Consider the following 19,304-nt stretch of genomic DNA (forward strand, 5'->3'; position numbering starts at 1 on the left):
ATCCACATAACAAGGCGGCCGCGGGCGAGGACCGAATCGCCGATGCTCACCCGTCCCTACGTCGTCATGGCCGGGCTTGTCCCGGCCATCCACGTCGATCGGCATACTGGGCTCGACGTGGATGCCCGGGACAAGCCCGGGCATGACGAGTAACTAAAAGATAGCTTCAGATCAGCTTCCGTCGCGCCAGGCTGCGCATCAGCGCACCCACGCCGAACGTCCACGGCTCGCATTCGTCGCTGTTGCGCATGCGATTGACGAGGCGGCCGAGCTGGGGCGCGGAGATGGTGACGATGTCGTCGCGCTTGTGCGTAAAGCCCTGGCCCGGCGCCTCGCGGTCCTTCACGGGGGCGAACATCGTGCCGAGGAACAGCGCGAAGCCGTCGGGATATTGATGCACGGCACCGATCGTCTGGGCGACCAGATCGGTCGGATCGCGGCTGATCTTCGAGATCGAGGAATGCCCGTCGAGCACGAAGCCGTCGCTGCCGGTGACGTTCAGCGCAACATCCATCTTGCGGACGTCGTCGAGGGTAAAGCTCTTGTCGAACAGGCGGAGCAGCGGGCCGATGGCGCAGGAGGCGTTGTTGTCCTTGGCCTTGGACAGCAAGAGCGCCGAGCGGCCCTCGAAGTCACGCAGATTGACGTCGTTGCCGAGCGTCGCGCCGACGATGGCGCCGCGGCTGGAGACGACCAGCACGACCTCCGGCTCCGGATTATTCCAGGTCGATTTCGGATGCAGGCCGGCATCCATGCCGGTGCCGACCGACGACAAGGTCGGCGCCTTGGTGAAGACCTCGGCGTCAGGGCCGATGCCGACCTCGAGATACTGGCTCCAGGCGTTCTGCTCGATCAGCACCTGCTTCAGGTGCATCGCCTGGTCCGAGCCCGGCTTGAGCTTGGAGAAATCGTCGCCGACCAGGCGCACCACCTCTGTCCGGATTGCCTCGGCGGAGGCCGGATTGCCGCGGGCGCGCTCCTCGATCACACGTTCCAGCATCGAGATCGCGAAGGTGACGCCGGCGGCCTTGAGGACCTGCAAGTCGACCGGCGCGAGCAGCCACGGCTTGGCCGGATCGCGGCGATCCGGCGGCGTGTTGGCGAGGATAGCGGCGAGGTCGCCGATGCGCTCGCCCTTCATCCCATTCAGCGCCGCGGCGGGATCGTCGTGCTCGCACAGCGCGGTGACCGTCGGAAAGGCCGAGGTGACGTCGAACACGCCGTCGGCGCGCACCGCGACCACGGCGGGACCATCTGCCTCGGGCCGCCAGACCCGGCCGACCAGAGTGCCGCTAGCGCCGTCATCAGGCAGGACGGATTCGGGCGTGAGATGGATCATGACGGCAGCTCCCCTGTTGTTCTTGTTGCTCAGCGCACCCGTAGCATCCGGGCGCGCCGGCTCCAAGCCGGACGGAGGAGTCACGGATTCGGCGAGCTTTCGCCGGCCACTTGCAGCAGTTGTGAGCGGCGGACGCGCTCGCGGTGGGCGGTGTAGAGGCCGCTGGAGACGATGAAGGCGGCGCCGACGATGGTCCAGACATCCGGCAGCTCGCCGAACACCAGGAAGCCGAGGATGCTGACCCACAGCAATTGCGTGTAGGAGAAGGGCGCCAGCACCGAGGCGTCGGCATAGCGGAACGCCAGCACGACGATCCACTGCCCCATGGTCGAGGCGACGCCGACCAGGACGCCGAAGCCGATGTCCTGCCAGGACGGCGTCACCCAGACGAACGGCACCATCATCGACAGCAGGCAGACGCCGGCGATCGACGAATAGGTCATGATGGTGATGGCATGCTCGCGGCCGCTCATCATGCGCGTCATGATCAGGGTGCAGGCCCAGGCGAAGGCCGAGGCGATCGGAAACAAAGCGGCGAGATGGAACGCGCCGGTGCCGGGGCGGAGGATGATCAGCACGCCGAACAGGCCGACGGCGGTGGCGATCCAGCGGCGCAGGCCGACCTTCTCGCTGAGGAAGACGATCGACAGCGCGGTGACGAACAAAGGCGCCACGAAGCCGGTGGCCGAGGCTTCCGCGATCGGCAGATAGCGCAGGCCGGAGATGAACATGATCGACGAGCCGAGCAGCGCGACGCCGCGCAGCAAATGGAACTTCACCCGCTCGGTGCGCATCGCAAACAGCGGCGATCCCGGGATCATCGCCGGCACCATGATCATCGCGAACACCACGAAGCGGATCCAGGTGATCTCGATCGAGGGCAGCGTCTTCGACAGATACTTGGCCGTGACGTCGGAGGTGCCGAGGAAGACGGTGGAGAGCAGGATCAGCGCGATGCCACGGAACGGGCGGTCGGCACGAGCCGGGGCGCGCTTGCGCGCGGCGCTCGGCTTCGTCTGCACTTGGGTCGGCACATCGTCGAGTCGCGCGGCGGCTGCCGCACTCGGAGGCGGGGTCACGGTCGAACTCGAAAGGTTGAGAAGCGGAACGATTCGGTGAGAGGCGACAAAACGCCAATCACGCCGCCGCGACAACCCGTTGAAAGCGGGCAGCATCTATGCGCTGGCCACGCGCCGGAGTAGCAAACATCCGTAATACTCCGTGATGCTGCGCTACAGCATCGGCAGGCCCCGCGGCTTCGGCCCGCGCGGAAAGGCGCGGTCGATCGCGGCGATGTCGGCCGCGGTCAGCTCGATGTCGCCGGCGGCGGCGTTCTCCTCGGCGTGCTCCGGGCACGAGGCCTTGGGGATCGCGAGCAGCGACGAGGCGCGGGTGAGGAAGGCCAGCGCGATCTGGCGCGGCGTGGCCTGATGCTGCTCTGCGATGCGCTGCAGCACCTCGCCACCGGGACTGCGGCGCTCGGGGAAATCGTCGTGGCCGAACGGCGAATAGGCGACCACGGCGACGCCGTGCTGGCCGCACCAGGGGATGACGGCGTGCTCGATGGCGCGCTCCTGCAGATGATAGAGCACCTGGTTGCAGGCGATCTTGCCGGGGCCTGCGACATCGAGCAGCTCGTCGAGATCGTCGACATCGAAATTGCTGACGCCCCAGGACGCGATCTTGCCGGCGGCTTTCAGCTCCTCGAACGCGGCCACCGTCTCTTCGAGCGGATAGGAGCCGGGCCAATGCAGCAGGTAGCAGTCGAGGCGATCGGTCTTCAGCCGCTTCAGCGAGCGCTCGCAGGCGGTGATGGTGCCACGGCGGGAGGCGTTGCTCGGCAGCACTTTCGAGACCAGGAACACCTCGTCGCGCCGCCCGGCGATGGCCTCGGCAATCACGAGTTCGGCGTTACCATACATCTCCGCGGTGTCGATATGGCTCATGCCGCGGTCGAGCCCGCGCTGCAACGTCGCGATGGCGCGCTTGCGATCGGCATGGTCGAGATACCAGGTGCCCTGCCCGATGACGGACACGCCAGCGCCGCCGGTTCCGAATGTCCTCTGCTTCATGGCGGCGAGCATAGAGGATGACGGCGGTGGCGTCGATTGGCCACTGCCGTCATTGCGAGGAGCGAAGCGACGAAGCAATCCAGAGGCGTGGGCGGGACTCTGGATTGCTTCGCTGCGCTCGCAATGACGAGGGCTGCGCCCTCCTCTGGAGGTCCAATTGGCTAGCTCGCCACTTTCACGGCATCAGCCGCCTGCACCGGCATCTGCGCGATCAGGCGCTTCATTTCCGGGATGCAGGAGCCGCAATTGGTGCCGGCCTTGAGCTCGGCGCCGATGGCGGCGGGCGTGCGGGCACCTGACGCGATCGCGTCGCAGATGGTGTCGCGGCCGACGCCGAAGCAGGCGCAGACGATCGGTCCGCCGCTGGCGCCGTCCGGCGCGCGTCCTGACAACAGCATGCGGCGCTGCTCGTTATCGAGGCGGTCGGCGGCGAACATCGTCTTCACGACGTTCCAGTCGCCGGCGTCGTGGCCGGGGCCGACGAACAGGCAGGTCGCGATGCGATCGCCCTCGAACGACGCGGCACGATAGACGCCGCCGCCGACATCCATGTAGTCGGCGACGTCGTCGGTGGCGCGCGCCTTGAGCCAGGCCGGCCAGCGCATCAGGTCGCCATTGTCGGCGAACAGATAGCCGAAGCCGCCCGCGATGGTCGCGCGCGCCCACCACAGATTCGGCGGCAGCGTGAGCTCGGTGCGCGACAGGATGAAGCCGCGGAACACGTACTCGTAAGGCGAGATCGCGGCCGGCGTCGCCTTGGCCTCGGGCTGGCCGGAGAACGGATCGGTGTAGGAGGACACCAGCGCGCCGACGCGACCATGCGAGGAGTTGGTCGCGTTCCAATGGATCGGCGCGAACAGCATGCCGCGCTGCTGGCGCTCGCTGACGACCACTTTGAGGATGCACTGGCCATGCTCGGTGGTGACCTTGGCAAAGCCGTCATGCATCAGGCCGTAGCGCAGGGCGTCGTCCGGATGCACCTCGACGAACGGCTCCGGCAGATGCGATCCCAGGCGCGGGCTCAAGCCTGTGCGCGTCATGGTGTGCCACTGGTCGCGGATGCGGCCGGTGTTGAGCCGCAACGGCCGCGCGGCAGTGGTTTCGCTGCGTAGCGCCGGGACCTCGGGCGCGACGAAGCGCGCCTTGCGGTCGTTGGTGTAGAAGGCGCCGTCGGCGAAGAAGCGCGGCTCGGGCGGTTTTCCCGCGCGCACCGGCCACTGCACCGGGGCCAGCGTGTCGTATTCGTCATCGGACAAATTCGCCAACGCACCGATGTCGAAATCGCGGCTGCCGTCGTTCTCGAACGCCGACAGCGCGGCGTGCTCGCGGAACACGTCGGCGGCGGAGCTGTAGTTGAAGGCGGCAGCGTGGCCGAGCCGCTTGCCGACCTCGCTCAGGATCCACCAGTCCGGCTTGGCCTCGCCGGCCGGCGGCATGAAGCCGCGCTGGCGCGAGATGCGGCGCTCGGAGTTGGTTACGGTGCCCGACTTCTCGCCCCAGGCCTGCGCCGGCAGCAGCACATGCGCGCCGACATCGACGGTGTCGTTGGAGCGGACGTTCTCGGAGATGACGAACAGTTCGAGCTTCTTCAGCGCGGTGCGGACCAGATCCGCATCGGGTAGCGACACGGCGGGATTGGTGCCGATCACCCACAGCGCCTTGATCTGGCCGCGCGCGATCGCCTCGAACATCTGCACCGCCTTCAGCCCCTCGTGGGTTGCGATGTCCGAGGCCTTCCAGAAGCGCCTGACACGATCGATGTCCGGCGGCGAGAAGCTCATATGGGCGGCGAGCTGATTGGCGAGACCGCCGACCTCGCGGCCGCCCATCGCATTGGGCTGGCCGGTCAGCGAGAACGGTCCCATGCCCGGCTTGCCGATGCGCGCGGTGGCGAGATGGCAGTTGAGGATCGCGTTGACCTTGTCGGTGCCCTGCGCCGACTGGTTGACGCCCTGGGAATACAGCGTGACGACCTTCGGCGTGTCGCGGAACAACTTGAAGAACGCCACGACATCGGCCTCGGATAGGCCCGTGGCGAGCGCGGTTGCAGCCGCGCTGCCGGCGAGATGGCGGGCCCGCGCAATGGTCTCATCGAAGCCCTGGGTGTGACGCGCGATGTAGTCGCCGTCGAGCGCGCCGCTGTCGGCGAGATGCACCAGCAGCCCGGAGAACAGCGCGGAATCGGTGCCGGGCTTCAGGCCGAGGAACAGATCGGCTTCGCTGGACGTGTCGGTGCGGCGCGGATCGATGACCACGAACTTCGCGCCACGCGTCTGCTTGTTCGCGAGCATGCGCTGGTAGAGCACCGGATGGCACCAGGCGGCGTTGCTGCCGACGAATACCAGGAGATCGGCCTGGTCGAGATCCTCATAGGTCCCGGGCACGGTATCGCTGCCGAACGCGCGGCGATGGCCGGCGACCGAGGACGCCATGCACAGCCGCGAATTGGTGTCGACATTGGCCGAGCCGAGGAAGCCCTTCATCAGCTTGTTGGCGACGTAATAATCCTCGGTCAGCATCTGGCCGGAGAGATAGAACGCCACCGCATCCTCGCCGTCGCGGGCGACGATGTGCTTGAGCCGTGTCGCGACGTGATCGAGCGCGTCGCTCCAGGCCACCCGCTCCATGCCGTGCTTGCAGCGGACCATCGGATAGAGCAGCCGATTCTCCAGCCCGAGCGTCTCGCCGAGCGCCGAGCCCTTCGAGCAGAGCCGGCCGAGATTGGCGGGATGCACGGGATCGCCGGAGATGGCCGCGCCGCCGCTGCCATCGGGCGTGGCGAGCACGCCGCAGCCGACGCCGCAATACGGACAGGCGGTGCGCACGGTGCGCAGCTTCGGATCGACACTGGTCATCTCGTGCGAGGCCCCTCTCTCACGCTGCCTTTGGCCGCGTCCCCACGCGGCCGAACATCATCTCGGTCCGGATCGACGCGATCGGCTCGCGCTTGCGGATCAGGTCGCGATACCAGAGTGCGTCCTGCGTGTCGCCGATCAGCACGACACCAGAAAGTCGGCCGTCTGCGATGACCAGCTTCTTGTAGATGCCGCGCCTGGCATCGTTGAGCACGATCGCTTCGCTGCCCTCGGCACCGATGAAGTCGCCGGCTGAGAACACCGCGACGCCGGACACTTTGAGATTGGTCGAGACCACGCTGCCCTGATAGGCGGCCTTGCGGCCGGCCAGATGTTGCGCCAGAACCCGCGCCTGCTCATAGGCGGGCTCGACCAGGCCGTAGCAGGTACCGCGATGCTCGGCGCATTCGCCGAGCGCGAAGATGCCGGGCGACGACGTCTGTAGAGCATCGTCCACCACGATGCCGCGATTGACAGCAAGCCCCGCCTCCTTGGCGAGCGCCACGTTGGGCTTGATGCCGGCGGCGAAGATCACCGCGTCGGCCGCGATGCGCCGTCCATCGGCGAGCTCGACGCCTTCGACCCGCGCCTCGCCATGGATCGCCGCCGTGCTGGCCTGCAGCAGGACTTCGATGCCCTTGCGCTCGACCAGCACTTTCAGCAGCGCGGCCGCCGGCGCATCGAGCTGCCGCTCCATCAGGCGGTCCATCAGATGCAGCAGCGAGACCTTGGCGCCGGCGCGCGCCAAGCCATAGGCGGCCTCCAGCCCAAGCAGGCCACCGCCGACGACCACGACGCGCGCCTTCTTTGCAGCCAGGCTCAGCAGCACATCGGTGTCGCGGCTGTCGCGAAACGTATGCACCCCCGGCAGATCAGCGCCGGGCACGGGCAACCGCAGCGGCAGCGAGCCGGTGGCGAGCACCAGACGCGAGAACGCGACGTTCTCATCATTCTCGATCTGCAACTCGCGCCGACCGACATCGATGCCGGTGACGCGGGCGCCATACTTCAACGTCACGCCGCGCTCCCGCCACCACGTGGCGGGCTTCAGCTCGATCTCGTGCGACGCCGCCTCGCCGGCCAGCACCGACGACAGCAGCACGCGGTTATAGGCGAGCCGCGGCTCCTCGCCGATCACGGCGATGGCGTAGCGGCCGAGCGCCGTCTGCGACAGCTCCTCGACCAGCTTCGCGGCGGCCATGCCGTTGCCGACGATGACGAGCGGCTCACTCAAATGACCTACTCCGCCGCCTGCGCCTTGCCATAGGCTTCCGAAATCATGAATCCCGACAACGTGCCGTAAGCCGCTGTCCAGGCGTCAGCGACCTCGGCTGTCCAGGCGGAGCCAAGCCCCTTCTCCAGCGTCCACAGCAGAGCCGCGCCGACCACGGGATAATGCTCGGGCTTGGCACCGTAGTTCACGTGGCGCTTGGCGAGTGCGCTCGCCGCCGGCAGGATCGCAGGCAGATTCGACAGTCCGTTCACGACGACCGCCAGTGTCGCCATCAGCTTCTTGCGCTGCTCGGTGAGATCATCGGGAAACATCGCGCGCACCTGCGGCGCCACGTCGAACAGGCGATCGTAGAAGATGGCCGCGGCCTGATCGGAGATCGGTGCAACCTTGGCAAAACTATCCTGAACCAATGTGATCTGAGACGGCGTCATGGGAAATCCTTCGATGATTGAAACGAGAACCCGTTAGTCGCTCACGGCGGAGAGCGGTTCGATCCGCTCTCCGCTTCGGTCATGAAATCGTCACGCCGCCTCGACGAAGCAGTGCCGCTCATAGAGGAATTCGAGCACGCGCTGGCGGCACTTCACGTAGGTTGGGTTGGTCGCGAGCTCGAGCCGCTTGCGCGGCCGCGGCAGCTCGACCTCCAGCACCTCGCCGATATGCGCGCTGGGGCCGTTGGTCATCATCACGATGCGGTCGGACAGCAGCACGGCCTCATCGACGTCGTGGGTGATCATCAGGATGGTGTTGCCGAGCTTCTGATGCAGCGCCATCACCGAATCCTGCAGATGCGCGCGCGTCAGCGCGTCCAACGCGCCGAACGGCTCGTCGAGCAGCAGCACCTTCGGCTCCATGGCGAGCGCGCGGGCAATGCCGACGCGCTGCTTCATGCCACCGGAGATCTCGTTTGGGCGCTTGTCCTTCGCGTGGGCCATCTGCACGAGGTTGAGATTGTGCATGGTCCAGGCGTCGCGCTCGGCCTTGGTCTTGGTCCTGGCGAACACCTTGTCGACGCCGAGGCGCACGTTCTCATAGACCGTGAGCCAGGGTAGCAGGCTGTGGTTCTGGAACACGACGGCGCGGTCCGGCCCCGGCGAGTTCACCTCGCGCTCCTCCAGCAGCACGCCGCCTGTCGTGGCCGTGGTGAGGCCGGCGACGATGTTGAGCATCGTCGACTTGCCGCAGCCGGAATGGCCGATGATCGAGACGTATTCGCCCTTCTCGATCGTCAGGTTGATGTCCTTCAGCACCTCGGTGGTGGCAGCGCCGCGGGTGAAGGTCTTGTCGACGTGGTCGAGCTTCAGATAGGCCATGATGCTGGTCCCTCTCAGTTCGTCGCGGTGCCGCGGGTGACGATCTTGCCGACCACCGCGATGAGACGGTCGAGCACGAAGCCGATGATGCCGACATAGAACAGCGCCAGGATGATCTCGCTGATATGCGAGGAATTCCACGCATCCCAGATGAAGAAGCCGATGCCGACGCCGCCGATCAGCATCTCGGCCGCGACGATCGCGAGCCAGGACAGGCCGATGCCGATGCGCAAGCCCGTGAAGATGTAGGGCGCGGCCGCCGGGATCATGATCTTGGCGAAGAACTCCAGCGGATTGAGCTGCACGACGGCCGCGACGTTGCGGTAGTCCTGCGGAATGTTGCGGATACCGACCGCGGTGTTGATGATGATCGGCCACACCGAGGTGATGAAGATGACGAAGATCGCCGAGGGCTGGCCGTCGCGGAACGCCGCGAGCGACAGCGGCAGCCAGGCGAGCGGCGGGATCGTGCGCAGCACCTGGAAGATCGGATCAAGCCCGCGCATCGCCCAGACCGACTGGCCGATCAAGGTGCCCAGCGCCACGCCGACGACAGCGGCGATGGCGTAGCCGATCGCGACGCGGCGCAGGCTGGCCTCGAGATGCCAGAACAGGCCCTTGTCGATGCCGCCATGATCAAAGAACGGATCGAGGATCAGCTCGCGGGTCTCCGTGAACACGCGCGAGGGCGGCGGCAGCGCCGAGCCGGCGCGGCGGCAGAGCAGCTCCCAGACGATCAGGAACAGGGCGAGCACGATCAGCGGCGGCACCACGCGCACCGCGGCCTCGCGGGCCATCTTCACATAGCGCTCGGCCTTGGGCGGCTGCTTCGGCGTCATCGTCACCACCGACGCCGTGGTGGATGCTGAAGCCGTCGGGACGACCTTGGGCACGCTGTCGTTGGTCAACGCTGGCATGGACATCGGAAGCCTTTCTCCGTGCAATGAGAGGAGCCGCGCGCTTGCCACGCGCGGCATGAGGTCCTGATCAGGCGTCGACGCGCTTGATCGACAGCGACTTCAGATAGGCGGCGGGATCCTCGGGATCGAACACCTTGCCGTCGAAGAACGTCTCCTTGCCGCGCGACTTGGAGGTCGGAATCTCCGCCGCCGGGACGTTCATCTCCTTGGCCGCCTCGCGCCAGATGTCCTCGCGGTTGACCTTGGCGATCAGCGACTTGGCGTCGAAGCCCGCTTCGTATTTGCCCCAGCGGATGTCCTCGGTGATGAACCAGAGGTCATGGCTCTGGAACGGATAGGAGGCAAAGTCGCGCCAGTACTTCATGATGTGGGGCGAGCTCTCGACCACCTTGCCGGTGCCGTAGTCGAACTTGCCGGCCGAGCGCCCGGCGACGTCATCGACCGGACAGTTGATCCACTGCCGCTTGGCCATGATGGTCGCAAGCTCCTGCTTGTTCTCCATCTTGTCGCACCACTGCTGGGCTTCCATGACAGCCATGGTCAGCGCCTTCGCGGCCTTCGGATATTTGTCGACGAAGGCCGCGCGCATCGCGAAGGACTTTTCGGGATGCTTGTTCCAGATCTCGCCTGTGGTCACCGCGGTGTAGCCGATGCCCTGGTTGACGAGCTGCGCATTCCACGGCTCGCCGACGCAGAAGCAATCCATGGTGCCGACCTTCATGTTCGCCACCATCTGCGGCGGCGGCACCACGATGGTCTCGATGTCCTTGTCGGGATCGATGCCGCCGGCGGCGAGCCAGTAGCGGATCCACAGATCATGGGTGCCGCCCGGGAAGGTCATCGCGGCCTTCACGGCCTTGCCCGAGGCCTTCTTCTTCTCCAGCGCCGCCTTGAACGGCGCGGTGTCGAGGCTGAGCTTGAGGTCGGCATACTCCTTGGCGACCGAGATGCACTGCGCATCGAGATTGAGCCGCGCCAGGATGTACATCGGCGTCGGCTGGTTGTTCTGCGTGACCTTGCCCGAGGAGATCAGATACGGCATCGGGGTGAGGATATGCGCGCCGTCGATGCCGTTGCCTTCCGAGCCCAGCACGAGATTGTCGCGCGTCGTGCCCCACGAGGCCTGCTTCTGCACGTCGACATCGGGCATGCCGTATTTGGCAAAGATGCCCTTGTCCTTGGCGACGAACAGCGGGCCGGCATCGCTGAGCGCGATGAAGCCGAGCTTGGCGCTCGTCACCTCAGGCCCGGCGCCTTGCGCGAAGGCGCCGCCCGGCAGGTTCAGCTTCGCGGCCGCGAGCAGCGCTGCGGTGCCGGCACCGGCCTTCAGGAGCTGACGTCGGCTAAGGCCGGAACGGCGGGGATGGGCGGTCTTCGTCATGAGTGCAGTCGTCCTTGTCTGAAAGGCGCTCGGTGGATTGAAGGCCCGTCCAGGCACCGCGTGGTAGCGCATAGGGGCGCGTTCCGAGGAGAGCCTCGGAGGGGCAGCGTCGGATGTCGGATGGGGGTTTGCGCAGACGGCATCGATGGCGTCGAAGCCATCTATTCAAGCTTCATGCCAAGGAGCGACGAAAGCAGAAGCCGTGACTCATCAAGAGCCTAGGCAAATCGAGCAACGCTGTGAAAGCGCGCGGCCGCTCGTAAAATTTGCGATTCGCCCACTTCCTGTGCGTTGCACAAGAAGTGGGCGGGGCGTTCAGCCCTACTCGGCTGCCTCGCTCGGCGCGTCCGCCAGCATCGGCTTGGGGGCGACGCCGGCCCCGGGCTTCATGCGGAATTCGTAGGTCATCAGATGCCAGGGCGCCGCCGCGAGCTTGCCGTCGGGCATCACGGGATCGGTGCGCTGCTCGACTTGCGCGATCAGCTCATCCTTCACGCCGAACACCACGTCGCTGTCGAGATATTCGTCGCCACCGATGAAGACATGAGTGACGAGCGGCTCATGGCCCTTGGCGTCGACCAGGAAGTGCACATGGGCCGGCCGCATCGGATGGCGCCCGGTGCCCACGATCATCTGCCCCACCGGACCGTCGGTCGGGATCGGATAGCTGCACGGCAGGATGGTGCGGAAGAAGAAGCGTCCGTCAACATCGGTGATGAAGCGCGCCCGCGACGACGGACCGTCGGAGGCATAGTCAGGCCGCTGCGAATCGTAGAAGCCTTCGTCGTCGGCATGCCAGACATCGACCGCCGCGCCCACCAACGGCGCGCCGGAGAGATCGGTGACGCGGGCCTGCACGAACATCTTCTCGCCCTTCAGGTCCGCCGAGATGTCGGCGCCATGAGGCGTGACCTTGTGCTCGCCGACATAGAACGGGCCGAGCACGGTGGTCTCCGTCGCCCCTGCCCTGTCGCGGTGATTGATGGCGTCGACCAGCATCGACACGCCGAGCACGTCGGACAGCAGGATGAACTCCTGCCGGCTCGCGGTGCAGGTCTGCCCGGTGCGGGTGAGGAAGTCGATCGCGGCCCCCCACTCGTCGAATGTGAGATGGGTCCGGCGCACATAGTCGTGCAGCGACTTGACGAGCTCCTGCAGCAGGAACCTGGCGCGCGGATCCGGCGCGCCGTCGAAGCTCGCGACGACCGCGTCGGTCAGCTCCGTCTCGTTGAATTGCGTCATGGCAGATCCTCCCTGCGCAAAGGGTACACGAGGCATCCCAGCCTTGCCATTGGAAGTGGGGCGTTTTTCGGCTATCACCCGGCTCAAATGGCCGTGCGCGTGATGCGCGCGCGAGTCCTCGAAAAACCAGATCACAGCGGAGACGTCCCGATGCTCGCCCCGACACCTGCCTCGCCCGACACCGTCGGCATGTCGAAAGCCGCGCTCGATCGGATCGATGCGCATCTGCAGCAGCGCTATGTCGACGCCGGCCGCTTCCCCGGCACGCAGCTGATGGTCTATCGCCGCGGCAAGATCGTGCACCAGAGCTCGCTCGGCTACGCCGATGTCGAGCGCAAGGTGCCGGTGACGGACCAGACGATCTACCGCATCTATTCGATGACCAAGCCGATCACCTCGGTCGCCTTCATGATGCTGGTCGAGGAAGGCAAGGTCGCACTCGACGAGCCGGTCGCGAAGTATATTCCGGAGTGGAAGAATCTCGGCGTGTTCGTCGCGGGCACGGCGCCGGCCTTCATCAGCCGGCCGCCGACGCGGCCGATGCTGATCGTCGACCTGCTGCGCCACACGTCGGGACTGACCTACGGCTTCCAGCAGCGCTCCAACGTCGATGCGGCCTATCGCGACGCCAAGATCGGCGCGGTCGAGAAGGCCGGCACCTTGCAATCGATGATCGATGACCTTGCGAAGATTCCGCTGGAGTTCTCGCCGGGCGAGGCCTGGAACTACTCGGTCTCGACCGACGTGGTCGGCTATCTCGTCGGCAAGATCGCCGACAAGCCGTTCGAGCAGTTTCTGAAAGAACGCATCTTCGATCCGCTGGGCATGGCGGATACCGACTTCCATGTCCCCGCCGCCAAGGCGCATCGGCTGGCGGCGTGCTATTCGGCCGATCCCGCCGGCATGATGTCGTTCCACGCCGCCGACCGCAAGGGCGGCCTGACGTTACAGGACGATCCCGCCACCAGCACGTTCCTCAGCCCGCCCGACTTCATCTCCGGCGGCGGCGGCCTGTGCGCGACGACGGCGGACTATCTCACCTTCTGCCGCGCGCTGATCAATGGCGGCGAGCTCGGCGGCGTCAGGCTGCTCGGGCCGAAAACGTTGAAGCTGATGACCTCGAACCATCTGCCGGGCGGCGTCGACCTGCCGGCGCTGTCGCGCTCGATGTTTGCTGAGGCCGCCTATAACGGCATCGGCTTCGGCCTGGGCTTCTCGGTGACGATGGACCCGGCCAAGACGCTGATCGCCGGCAGCGCGGGCGAGTACGCCTGGGGCGGCGCCGCCTCGACCGCGTTCTGGATCGATCCGGCGGAAGAGCTGATCACGATCTTCATGACCCAGGTGCTGCCGTCGAGCGCCTACCCCATCCGGCGCGAGCTGCGCTCGATGGTGTATGCCGCGATCAGCGAGAGCAATGTGTAGATCATGATACGTTTCGGCGGAAACGCATCATGATCCTATGTCTTTGTTTGAGCATGATCTTTTCGGAAAACCGGTTTCCACATTTCCGGATCACGCTCTCGGAGTTGCTGTGGCGCGAAAGCCGCTGCAGGAACCGAGGGATCGTGATGCATTGAGCTTGGCGCGCACGTGCCGGGCTCCTATGCTGATACGGAGGTGAACGGCCGTTATCGCAAGCAATTGCGAATGCGCCCGCCACAGCCTGATATCCACTCGCGTTACCCTGCGCGCCTTCGTATCTGTCCTTCCCCGGCGCGGCACGGCGATCGCGAACGCCACCAACGGGGCATCCGTGCCGAAGCTTTCCCTGCCTGTCCGGCTTGCGCTTCTGGTCGCGGGGACCACGTTGCCGCTCATCCTGTTCGCGGGCGGGATCGTCTTCCACAACTACATGCAGGACCGCAACGAGGCGCGGCAGCGCGTGCTCGATACGGTGCGCAGCATCCGCCTTACGCTCGATGCCGAGATGCAGCGCATGACCGGCGGCATCCAGGTGCTGGCCCTCACGGATGCCTTGAAGAGCGGCGATTTCGATCGCTTCCGTCCGATCGCGATGGGCTTCCTCGAGCAGTACGGCAAGGACGGCACCATCCTGGTTGCCGACCGCGAGGGACACCAGCTGTTCTCCTCGGCCACGACGGACACGGCGCACCTGCCGCTGCGCAGCAACCGCGAGATCACCCGGCGGGTGTTCGAGACGCGCCAGCCGCAATATTCCGACCTGTTCTACGGCATCGTGAAGAAGAGCCTGATCGTCACCGTCGAGGTGCCGGTGTTTCGCGACGGCGAGGTCATCTACGACATTTCCTTCAGCCCGCCGATCGCGATGTTTCAGACCATCCTGGACAAGCAGCTGCCGAGCGCCGACTGGACGTTGTCGCTGCTCGACCGCCAGGCCACGGTGTTTGCGCGCGTCCCCAATCCGGCGGCGACGATCGGCAAGAAGGCGTCGCCGACGGTGATCGACCGCATGATGAGCGAGCATGAGGCGACGCTGTCGAGCACCTCGCTGGAGGGCTTGCCGCTGCTGTCGAGCTTCACCCATTCCACCTTGACCGGCTGGATCATCGGCGCGGGGATCACCGAGACCTCGCTGGTCGCGCCGTTGTGGCGCAACCTCGCCATCACCAGCCTGATCGGCGGCATCATGCTGGCGATTGGCCTGGCCTTCGCGGTGCGGATGGCGACCACGATCGCGCGCGCCGAGATGCTGCACGACCTGCTGATCGAGGAGCTCAACCATCGCGTCAAGAACACGCTGGCGATCCTGCAGGCGATTGCAGTTCAGACCTTCCGCAGCGCCAGCCGCCATGAGCGCGAGAAGTTCGAAGGCCGGCTCGGTGCGCTGGCGGAAGCGCACAACCTGCTCAGCAAGGAGAAATGGCAGGGCTCCGAGCTCGAGGACGTGATCGGCCGCGTGCTCAAGCCTTACCAGTTGAACAATCCCGAGCGGATCAGGATCGCCGGCCCGAAGGTCGCGCTGTCGCCGCGACTCGCGGTCGTGCTGTCGATGATCGTGCATGAGATCGCGACCAACGCCGCCAAATATGGCGCGCTGTCCAACGACACCGGCACGGTCGATCTGTCCTGGGAGTTCACACCGGCGGATGCGGCGAAGAAGCTGCCGGCACGGCTGCGCCTGGTCTGGCGGGAAACCGGCGGGCCGGTGGTGTCGGCGCCGATCCAGCGCGGCTTCGGCTCGCGCCTGATCGAACGGTCAGCGCGCGACCAGCTCGGCGGCGAGGCCACCGTCGACTTCCTGCCGCCCGGCGTCGTCTACACCATCAGTTGCAAGCTCGACGACTGAGCCGCATTGCGGCGCTCAGCCGAACCTCTGCAGCGCCGGGAAGGTCTCGAGCAGCCAGATGCTGAAGGTCGATACGGAGCCGGTCAGGAAGCCGATGCCGGTGGCGATCATCAGCACGCCCATGGCCCGCTCGACATTCACCAGGTGGCCGCGCATCCGCATGAACAGAGCCGAGAACTGCTCGATCATGAAGGCGGCAACCAGAAACGGAATGCCGAGGCCCGCTGAGTAGATGGCGAGCAGCCAGGCTCCTTCGGCCACCGAGGCCTTGGACGCAGCAATCGAAAGGATCGCGGCGAGGATCGGCCCGATGCACGGCGTCCAGCCGAACGCGAAGGCCAGCCCCATGACATAGGCGCCCCACAGGCTTACCGGCTTCGGGATCGGCAGCCGCCCCTCGCGCATCAGGATGCCGATCCGGGTCAGACCGAGGAAGTGCAGGCCCATGATGATGATGATGACGCCGGCCAAAATGGACAGCTCGGCCGACCAGGTGCGAAGCTGCCGGCCGATCTCCGAGGCGCTCGCGCCCAGCATCACGAACACGGTCGAGAAGCCTAGCACGAACAGTGCCGCGGACAGCATCACCGCGCGGCGCGACGCCGCGGGCGGCTCCTCGCTCTCGATATGCTCGATCGTGGCGCCGGTGAGATACACCAGATAAGGCGGAACCAGCGGCAGGACGCAGGGCGACAGGAAGCTCACCAGGCCGGCGATGAAGGCCGCCGGAATCGATACGTTCTGAATCATGCAAGTCCCGCGATACGCCCCGTGAGCAGCGTCCTGACGCCGGGGGCCCGACGCTTCATGCCGCCGATGCCGGGAATACGCAACAGAGGCGCCGAAGTTACGGCGTCGTCGGCGAAGCAACGGGACTGAAGGCAGCCGTCGAGCTGGAGCGATCAGACCGCGCGCGTCGCCCGGCCCCATAAGAATTGCCGGATAAGCTCGCAATTTGCCGAAGAGGATGCCCTTTGGACAGACCAGCGCACGGTCCGGAGGTCCACCGGTCGCGCCATCACAGCGCGATCACGGCATATCACGAATGCGCCAAATGCACCTTTGTGCACATAACGAACTATGCTACTTGACCACTCGCAGCAGCGGCTGACGGCGCTGGCCCGGCTGCAGCTTCGGATCGCGCAGCTTGTCCGGGTTGTCAGATTGGACCATTTCATCGCACAGCGACTTCAGATCATCTTCGCTCAAGCTGTTCAGCTTCATGCGCAGATCGAGGATCGCCACCGAAATCAAATGCGCCGATTCGCGATTGCCGGTCGCGACGAGGGTCGCGCGGCATTGCTCCAAGGACGCGAGCACTGCAAGCATTTGGTCATCTGAATGGGCCACGGGCGTCGTTCCGTTTTAGCGTGCGGCGAGATGGAGCCGAGCAAATCCCGACTCGCGGATGGCTTTCCAATACGTCATCTGTTGCTCCCCGTCCGCGCTCCGCCTGCGGCTTTGCCGTGCGCCTCGTCCGAAGCCGACCCACCGGCCTCTGCGCGCGTGACCACAGGAAGACGCAACGTCGAACACAGGGATTCGATGAGTCAGCGCCACCATCCATTCATCAAGATAGCATGACGCAGGGTCTTCTTCGAATACCATTTCGCTGTGGTCGACGCAAAAACCATCGCTGTGCGGAATGATTCGCGCTAAGCGTGTCCCTGGCATACATGGTGTGTACCCCTGCGCATCTGCAGGTGGTAAGACCATGCTGCAAATGTGAGAGGTCGAAAGACTCATCTCGCGCGTCAATGTCTCAACCAATCCCATGGCGCAAACGCCGCCATGTTCCGTAGTTCATCGGTGTCACTCTAGCAGGCGGAGAGAGCTTGTATGCGCGTTGCGGCGGAACGGGGCGTTCCTCAGGAGGAACGCCAGGAGTCAGTTGCCCCCCAGGTGACCCAGCAGGTCACCCTGGCGCCGGCCGCGCATGACGATGCGTCTGCTGCTTCAGGTACCGGCGGAGCCCAGGCGCGCGACGACGCCACGAACGGCCCTGCATCAGGCAAGGCGCCTGCGCGTTCGACAACGAGTCGCGCCGCGCCGGCCAAGGCCGCGCTCAGCAAATCGACGCTGGCCAGTCTCACCGATTGGGATGCTGCGCGGATCTTCCTCGAGGTGGTCAGGGCCGGCAGCTTCCGCTCCGCCGCCGAACGCTTGACGCTCTCGATCAACGCGGTCCGCCGGCGCATCGATGATTTCGAGCGGCAGATCGGCGCGACGCTGTTCACGCGCGACGTTCACGGCGCGCGACTGACCGACGAAGGCGCGCTGGTGGTCTCGGCGGTCGAGCGCATGGAAGCCGCCTCCTTCGAGCTGCTGCGCGCCGGCGACGGGCTTGCGGGCGCGGCATCCGGCGAGGTCCGCGTCGCCGTCACCGAGGGCCTCGGCACGTTCTGGCTCGCGCCGCGTCTGGTGGAATTCCAGCAGAGCTTCCCAAACGTGATGGTCGACCTGTACTGCGCGATGCGCTCGGCCGACGTGTCGCGTCACGAGGCCGACGTCGCCATTCATTTGTCGCGGCCGGCGGCGCTCGACGTCAAGCTGGTCCGGCTCGGCCGCATGCACCTGATGTGCTTTGCCAGCGAGAAATATCTCGAAACGTATGGCACGCCGAAGACGATTGACGAGCTGGTGAAACACCGGTTGGTTCTGCAAGTTGCGGATGAGGCGGCGGCGAATGCAGCTTTCGCGACCATCTTCCCCGGCTACGAGCAGCGTGACCTGATCGCGATGACCACCAATGTCTCCAGTGCCAATTATTGGGCCGTCGCTCACGGCGCCGGTATCGGCGTATTCCCAACCTATGCGAGCGCCTTGGGCGGGAAGATCGTCCCCCTGGAGGTCGACCTCAAATGGTCCTACGACATCTGGTTGTCGTACCACGCCACCACCGGGCGCATCCCTAGGGTGCGCCATATGATCGACTGGCTTGTGGAGGCTTTTAACCCTGGCAAATACCCGTGGTTTAAAGACGAATTCATTCATCCACAGCAACTTAAAACAGTATATATGGGTGAACCCCTGACCCATCTATTCGGGGGCTTTCCGACGGAAGGACGGTAAAATCAGTATGAATAAATCAGCGGCAAAGAAGATGAAGCAACGCAGCGCCGGCAAGCCCGACATCGAGCTTGGCAAGCGCATTCGCCTGCGGCGTGTGGAGCAGAAGATCTCGCAGGCAGAGCTCGGCGAAAAGCTCGGCGTCAGCTTCCAGCAGGTCCAGAAGTACGAGAAGGGTGTCAACCGGGTCGGCGCTGCGCGTCTTCAGCAGATCGCCACCGCGCTCGACGTGCCCGTGACGTTCTTCTATGACGGCGACAACAAGGCGCGCGAGGTCGAGAGCCTCCTGTTCCTGGACTCCGCCTTCAGCCTGCGGTTGCTGCGTGCCTACAGCAAGATCAAGGACCAGACGGTGCAACGTCAGCTGGTGTCCCTGATGGAATCGATCGCTGCCAACGAAGAGTAAGCGAGGCCGTCTGACAGGCCTGCTCGTGATGGATATGGGCCATCTTCGCTCGAGGGCGCAACTTGGGGGCGCCAGGCGCTCAGCCGGCTCGGGCGAGTTCACGGCGTCGGCCTGCTAGGCCGATCGACCGATGCCCCGGCCTTTCGAGTCCGCCCAGCAATGGCTGCGCGGTCCGAGGCTTCGTCACCTTTATCAGCCTCAT

The 19,304-nt window shown here is 65.5% G+C and carries 16 protein-coding genes; 4 read left to right on the forward strand and 12 right to left on the reverse strand.

Annotated features, from left to right (window positions below):
* Positions 1-166: 166 nt before the first annotated feature.
* The 10 genes from ACVILH_RS30360 to ACVILH_RS30405 form a co-directional block, all read right to left on the reverse strand.
* Positions 167-1,339 carry a fumarylacetoacetate hydrolase family protein gene (locus tag ACVILH_RS30360; RefSeq protein ID WP_456716176.1) on the reverse strand — a complete coding sequence of 391 codons (1,173 nt, stop codon included), beginning with the start codon at positions 1,337-1,339 and terminating at the stop codon, positions 167-169.
* Positions 1,340-1,419: 80 nt separating this feature from the next.
* Positions 1,420-2,373 (reverse strand): DMT family transporter, encoded by a 954-nt coding sequence (locus ACVILH_RS30365; protein ID WP_456717115.1) that lies wholly within the window; start codon positions 2,371-2,373, stop codon positions 1,420-1,422.
* Positions 2,374-2,571: 198 nt separating this feature from the next.
* Positions 2,572-3,411: an aldo/keto reductase gene (locus ACVILH_RS30370; RefSeq protein ID WP_456716177.1), complete on the reverse strand. Its 840-nt coding sequence runs from the start codon at positions 3,409-3,411 to the stop codon at positions 2,572-2,574.
* Between the two features lie 161 nt (positions 3,412-3,572).
* Complete coding sequence (locus ACVILH_RS30375) at positions 3,573-6,266, reverse strand: nitrate reductase (RefSeq protein ID WP_456716178.1); 2,694 nt, start codon at positions 6,264-6,266, stop codon at positions 3,573-3,575.
* 19 nt (positions 6,267-6,285) lie between these two features.
* Positions 6,286-7,500 (reverse strand): NAD(P)/FAD-dependent oxidoreductase, encoded by a 1,215-nt coding sequence (locus ACVILH_RS30380; RefSeq protein WP_456716179.1) that lies wholly within the window; start codon positions 7,498-7,500, stop codon positions 6,286-6,288.
* A gap of 5 nt (positions 7,501-7,505) precedes the next feature.
* A complete protein-coding gene (locus ACVILH_RS30385; protein ID WP_456716180.1) occupies positions 7,506-7,931 on the reverse strand; it encodes a globin family protein in 426 nt (141 codons plus the stop codon).
* 90 nt (positions 7,932-8,021) lie between these two features.
* On the reverse strand, positions 8,022-8,816 hold the full coding sequence (locus ACVILH_RS30390; protein ID WP_456717116.1) for an ABC transporter ATP-binding protein: 795 nt from the start codon (positions 8,814-8,816) through the stop codon (positions 8,022-8,024).
* A gap of 11 nt (positions 8,817-8,827) precedes the next feature.
* Positions 8,828-9,736, reverse strand: a complete 909-nt coding sequence (ntrB, locus tag ACVILH_RS30395) for a nitrate ABC transporter permease (RefSeq protein ID WP_456716181.1) — start codon at positions 9,734-9,736, stop codon at positions 8,828-8,830.
* 64 nt (positions 9,737-9,800) lie between these two features.
* Positions 9,801-11,114 carry a CmpA/NrtA family ABC transporter substrate-binding protein gene (locus ACVILH_RS30400; protein WP_456716182.1) on the reverse strand — a complete coding sequence of 438 codons (1,314 nt, stop codon included), beginning with the start codon at positions 11,112-11,114 and terminating at the stop codon, positions 9,801-9,803.
* A gap of 321 nt (positions 11,115-11,435) precedes the next feature.
* Positions 11,436-12,356 (reverse strand): intradiol ring-cleavage dioxygenase, encoded by a 921-nt coding sequence (locus tag ACVILH_RS30405; protein WP_456716183.1) that lies wholly within the window; start codon positions 12,354-12,356, stop codon positions 11,436-11,438.
* Between the two features lie 150 nt (positions 12,357-12,506).
* Here ACVILH_RS30405 and ACVILH_RS30410 point away from each other — a divergent pair, with 150 nt between their 5' ends.
* Positions 12,507-13,781 carry a serine hydrolase domain-containing protein gene (locus ACVILH_RS30410; protein ID WP_456716184.1) on the forward strand — a complete coding sequence of 425 codons (1,275 nt, stop codon included), beginning with the start codon at positions 12,507-12,509 and terminating at the stop codon, positions 13,779-13,781.
* A 331-nt stretch (positions 13,782-14,112) separates the two neighbouring features.
* Positions 14,113-15,627: an HWE histidine kinase domain-containing protein gene (locus ACVILH_RS30415; RefSeq protein WP_456716185.1), complete on the forward strand. Its 1,515-nt coding sequence runs from the start codon at positions 14,113-14,115 to the stop codon at positions 15,625-15,627.
* A gap of 15 nt (positions 15,628-15,642) precedes the next feature.
* On the opposite strand, the gene ACVILH_RS30420 is transcribed toward ACVILH_RS30415, so the two are convergent.
* Positions 15,643-16,377 (reverse strand): cytochrome c biogenesis CcdA family protein, encoded by a 735-nt coding sequence (locus ACVILH_RS30420; protein ID WP_456716186.1) that lies wholly within the window; start codon positions 16,375-16,377, stop codon positions 15,643-15,645.
* A 333-nt stretch (positions 16,378-16,710) separates the two neighbouring features.
* On the reverse strand, positions 16,711-16,956 hold the full coding sequence (locus tag ACVILH_RS30425) for a hypothetical protein (protein WP_456717117.1): 246 nt from the start codon (positions 16,954-16,956) through the stop codon (positions 16,711-16,713).
* A 510-nt stretch (positions 16,957-17,466) separates the two neighbouring features.
* On the opposite strand from ACVILH_RS30425, the gene ACVILH_RS30430 reads away from it, so the two are divergent.
* Entirely contained in the window at positions 17,467-18,699 is a 1,233-nt protein-coding gene (locus ACVILH_RS30430) for a LysR family transcriptional regulator (protein WP_456716187.1), read from the forward strand.
* A gap of 7 nt (positions 18,700-18,706) precedes the next feature.
* Positions 18,707-19,102: a helix-turn-helix domain-containing protein gene (locus ACVILH_RS30435; protein ID WP_006611929.1), complete on the forward strand. Its 396-nt coding sequence runs from the start codon at positions 18,707-18,709 to the stop codon at positions 19,100-19,102.
* Positions 19,103-19,304 lie beyond the last annotated feature (202 nt).

This window comes from Bradyrhizobium sp. USDA 4353 (assembly GCF_054063215.1).

What these genes read in the sequence shown, in the direction of transcription:
- ACVILH_RS30430 (WP_456716187.1), top strand. Translation starts at nt 17,467, where the DNA reads ATGCGCGTTGCGGCGGAACGGGGCGTTCCTCAGGAGGAACGCCAGGAG.
- ACVILH_RS30400 (WP_456716182.1), bottom strand. Translation starts at nt 11,114, where the DNA reads ATGACGAAGACCGCCCATCCCCGCCGTTCCGGCCTTAGCCGACGTCAG.
- ntrB (WP_456716181.1), bottom strand. Translation starts at nt 9,736, where the DNA reads ATGTCCATGCCAGCGTTGACCAACGACAGCGTGCCCAAGGTCGTCCCG.
- ACVILH_RS30385 (WP_456716180.1), bottom strand. Translation starts at nt 7,931, where the DNA reads ATGACGCCGTCTCAGATCACATTGGTTCAGGATAGTTTTGCCAAGGTT.
- ACVILH_RS30435 (WP_006611929.1), top strand. Translation starts at nt 18,707, where the DNA reads ATGAATAAATCAGCGGCAAAGAAGATGAAGCAACGCAGCGCCGGCAAG.
- ACVILH_RS30420 (WP_456716186.1), bottom strand. Translation starts at nt 16,377, where the DNA reads ATGATTCAGAACGTATCGATTCCGGCGGCCTTCATCGCCGGCCTGGTG.
- ACVILH_RS30410 (WP_456716184.1), top strand. Translation starts at nt 12,507, where the DNA reads ATGCTCGCCCCGACACCTGCCTCGCCCGACACCGTCGGCATGTCGAAA.
- ACVILH_RS30375 (WP_456716178.1), bottom strand. Translation starts at nt 6,266, where the DNA reads ATGACCAGTGTCGATCCGAAGCTGCGCACCGTGCGCACCGCCTGTCCG.
- ACVILH_RS30360 (WP_456716176.1), bottom strand. Translation starts at nt 1,339, where the DNA reads ATGATCCATCTCACGCCCGAATCCGTCCTGCCTGATGACGGCGCTAGC.
- ACVILH_RS30425 (WP_456717117.1), bottom strand. Translation starts at nt 16,956, where the DNA reads ATGCTTGCAGTGCTCGCGTCCTTGGAGCAATGCCGCGCGACCCTCGTC.
- ACVILH_RS30370 (WP_456716177.1), bottom strand. Translation starts at nt 3,411, where the DNA reads ATGAAGCAGAGGACATTCGGAACCGGCGGCGCTGGCGTGTCCGTCATC.
- ACVILH_RS30405 (WP_456716183.1), bottom strand. Translation starts at nt 12,356, where the DNA reads ATGACGCAATTCAACGAGACGGAGCTGACCGACGCGGTCGTCGCGAGC.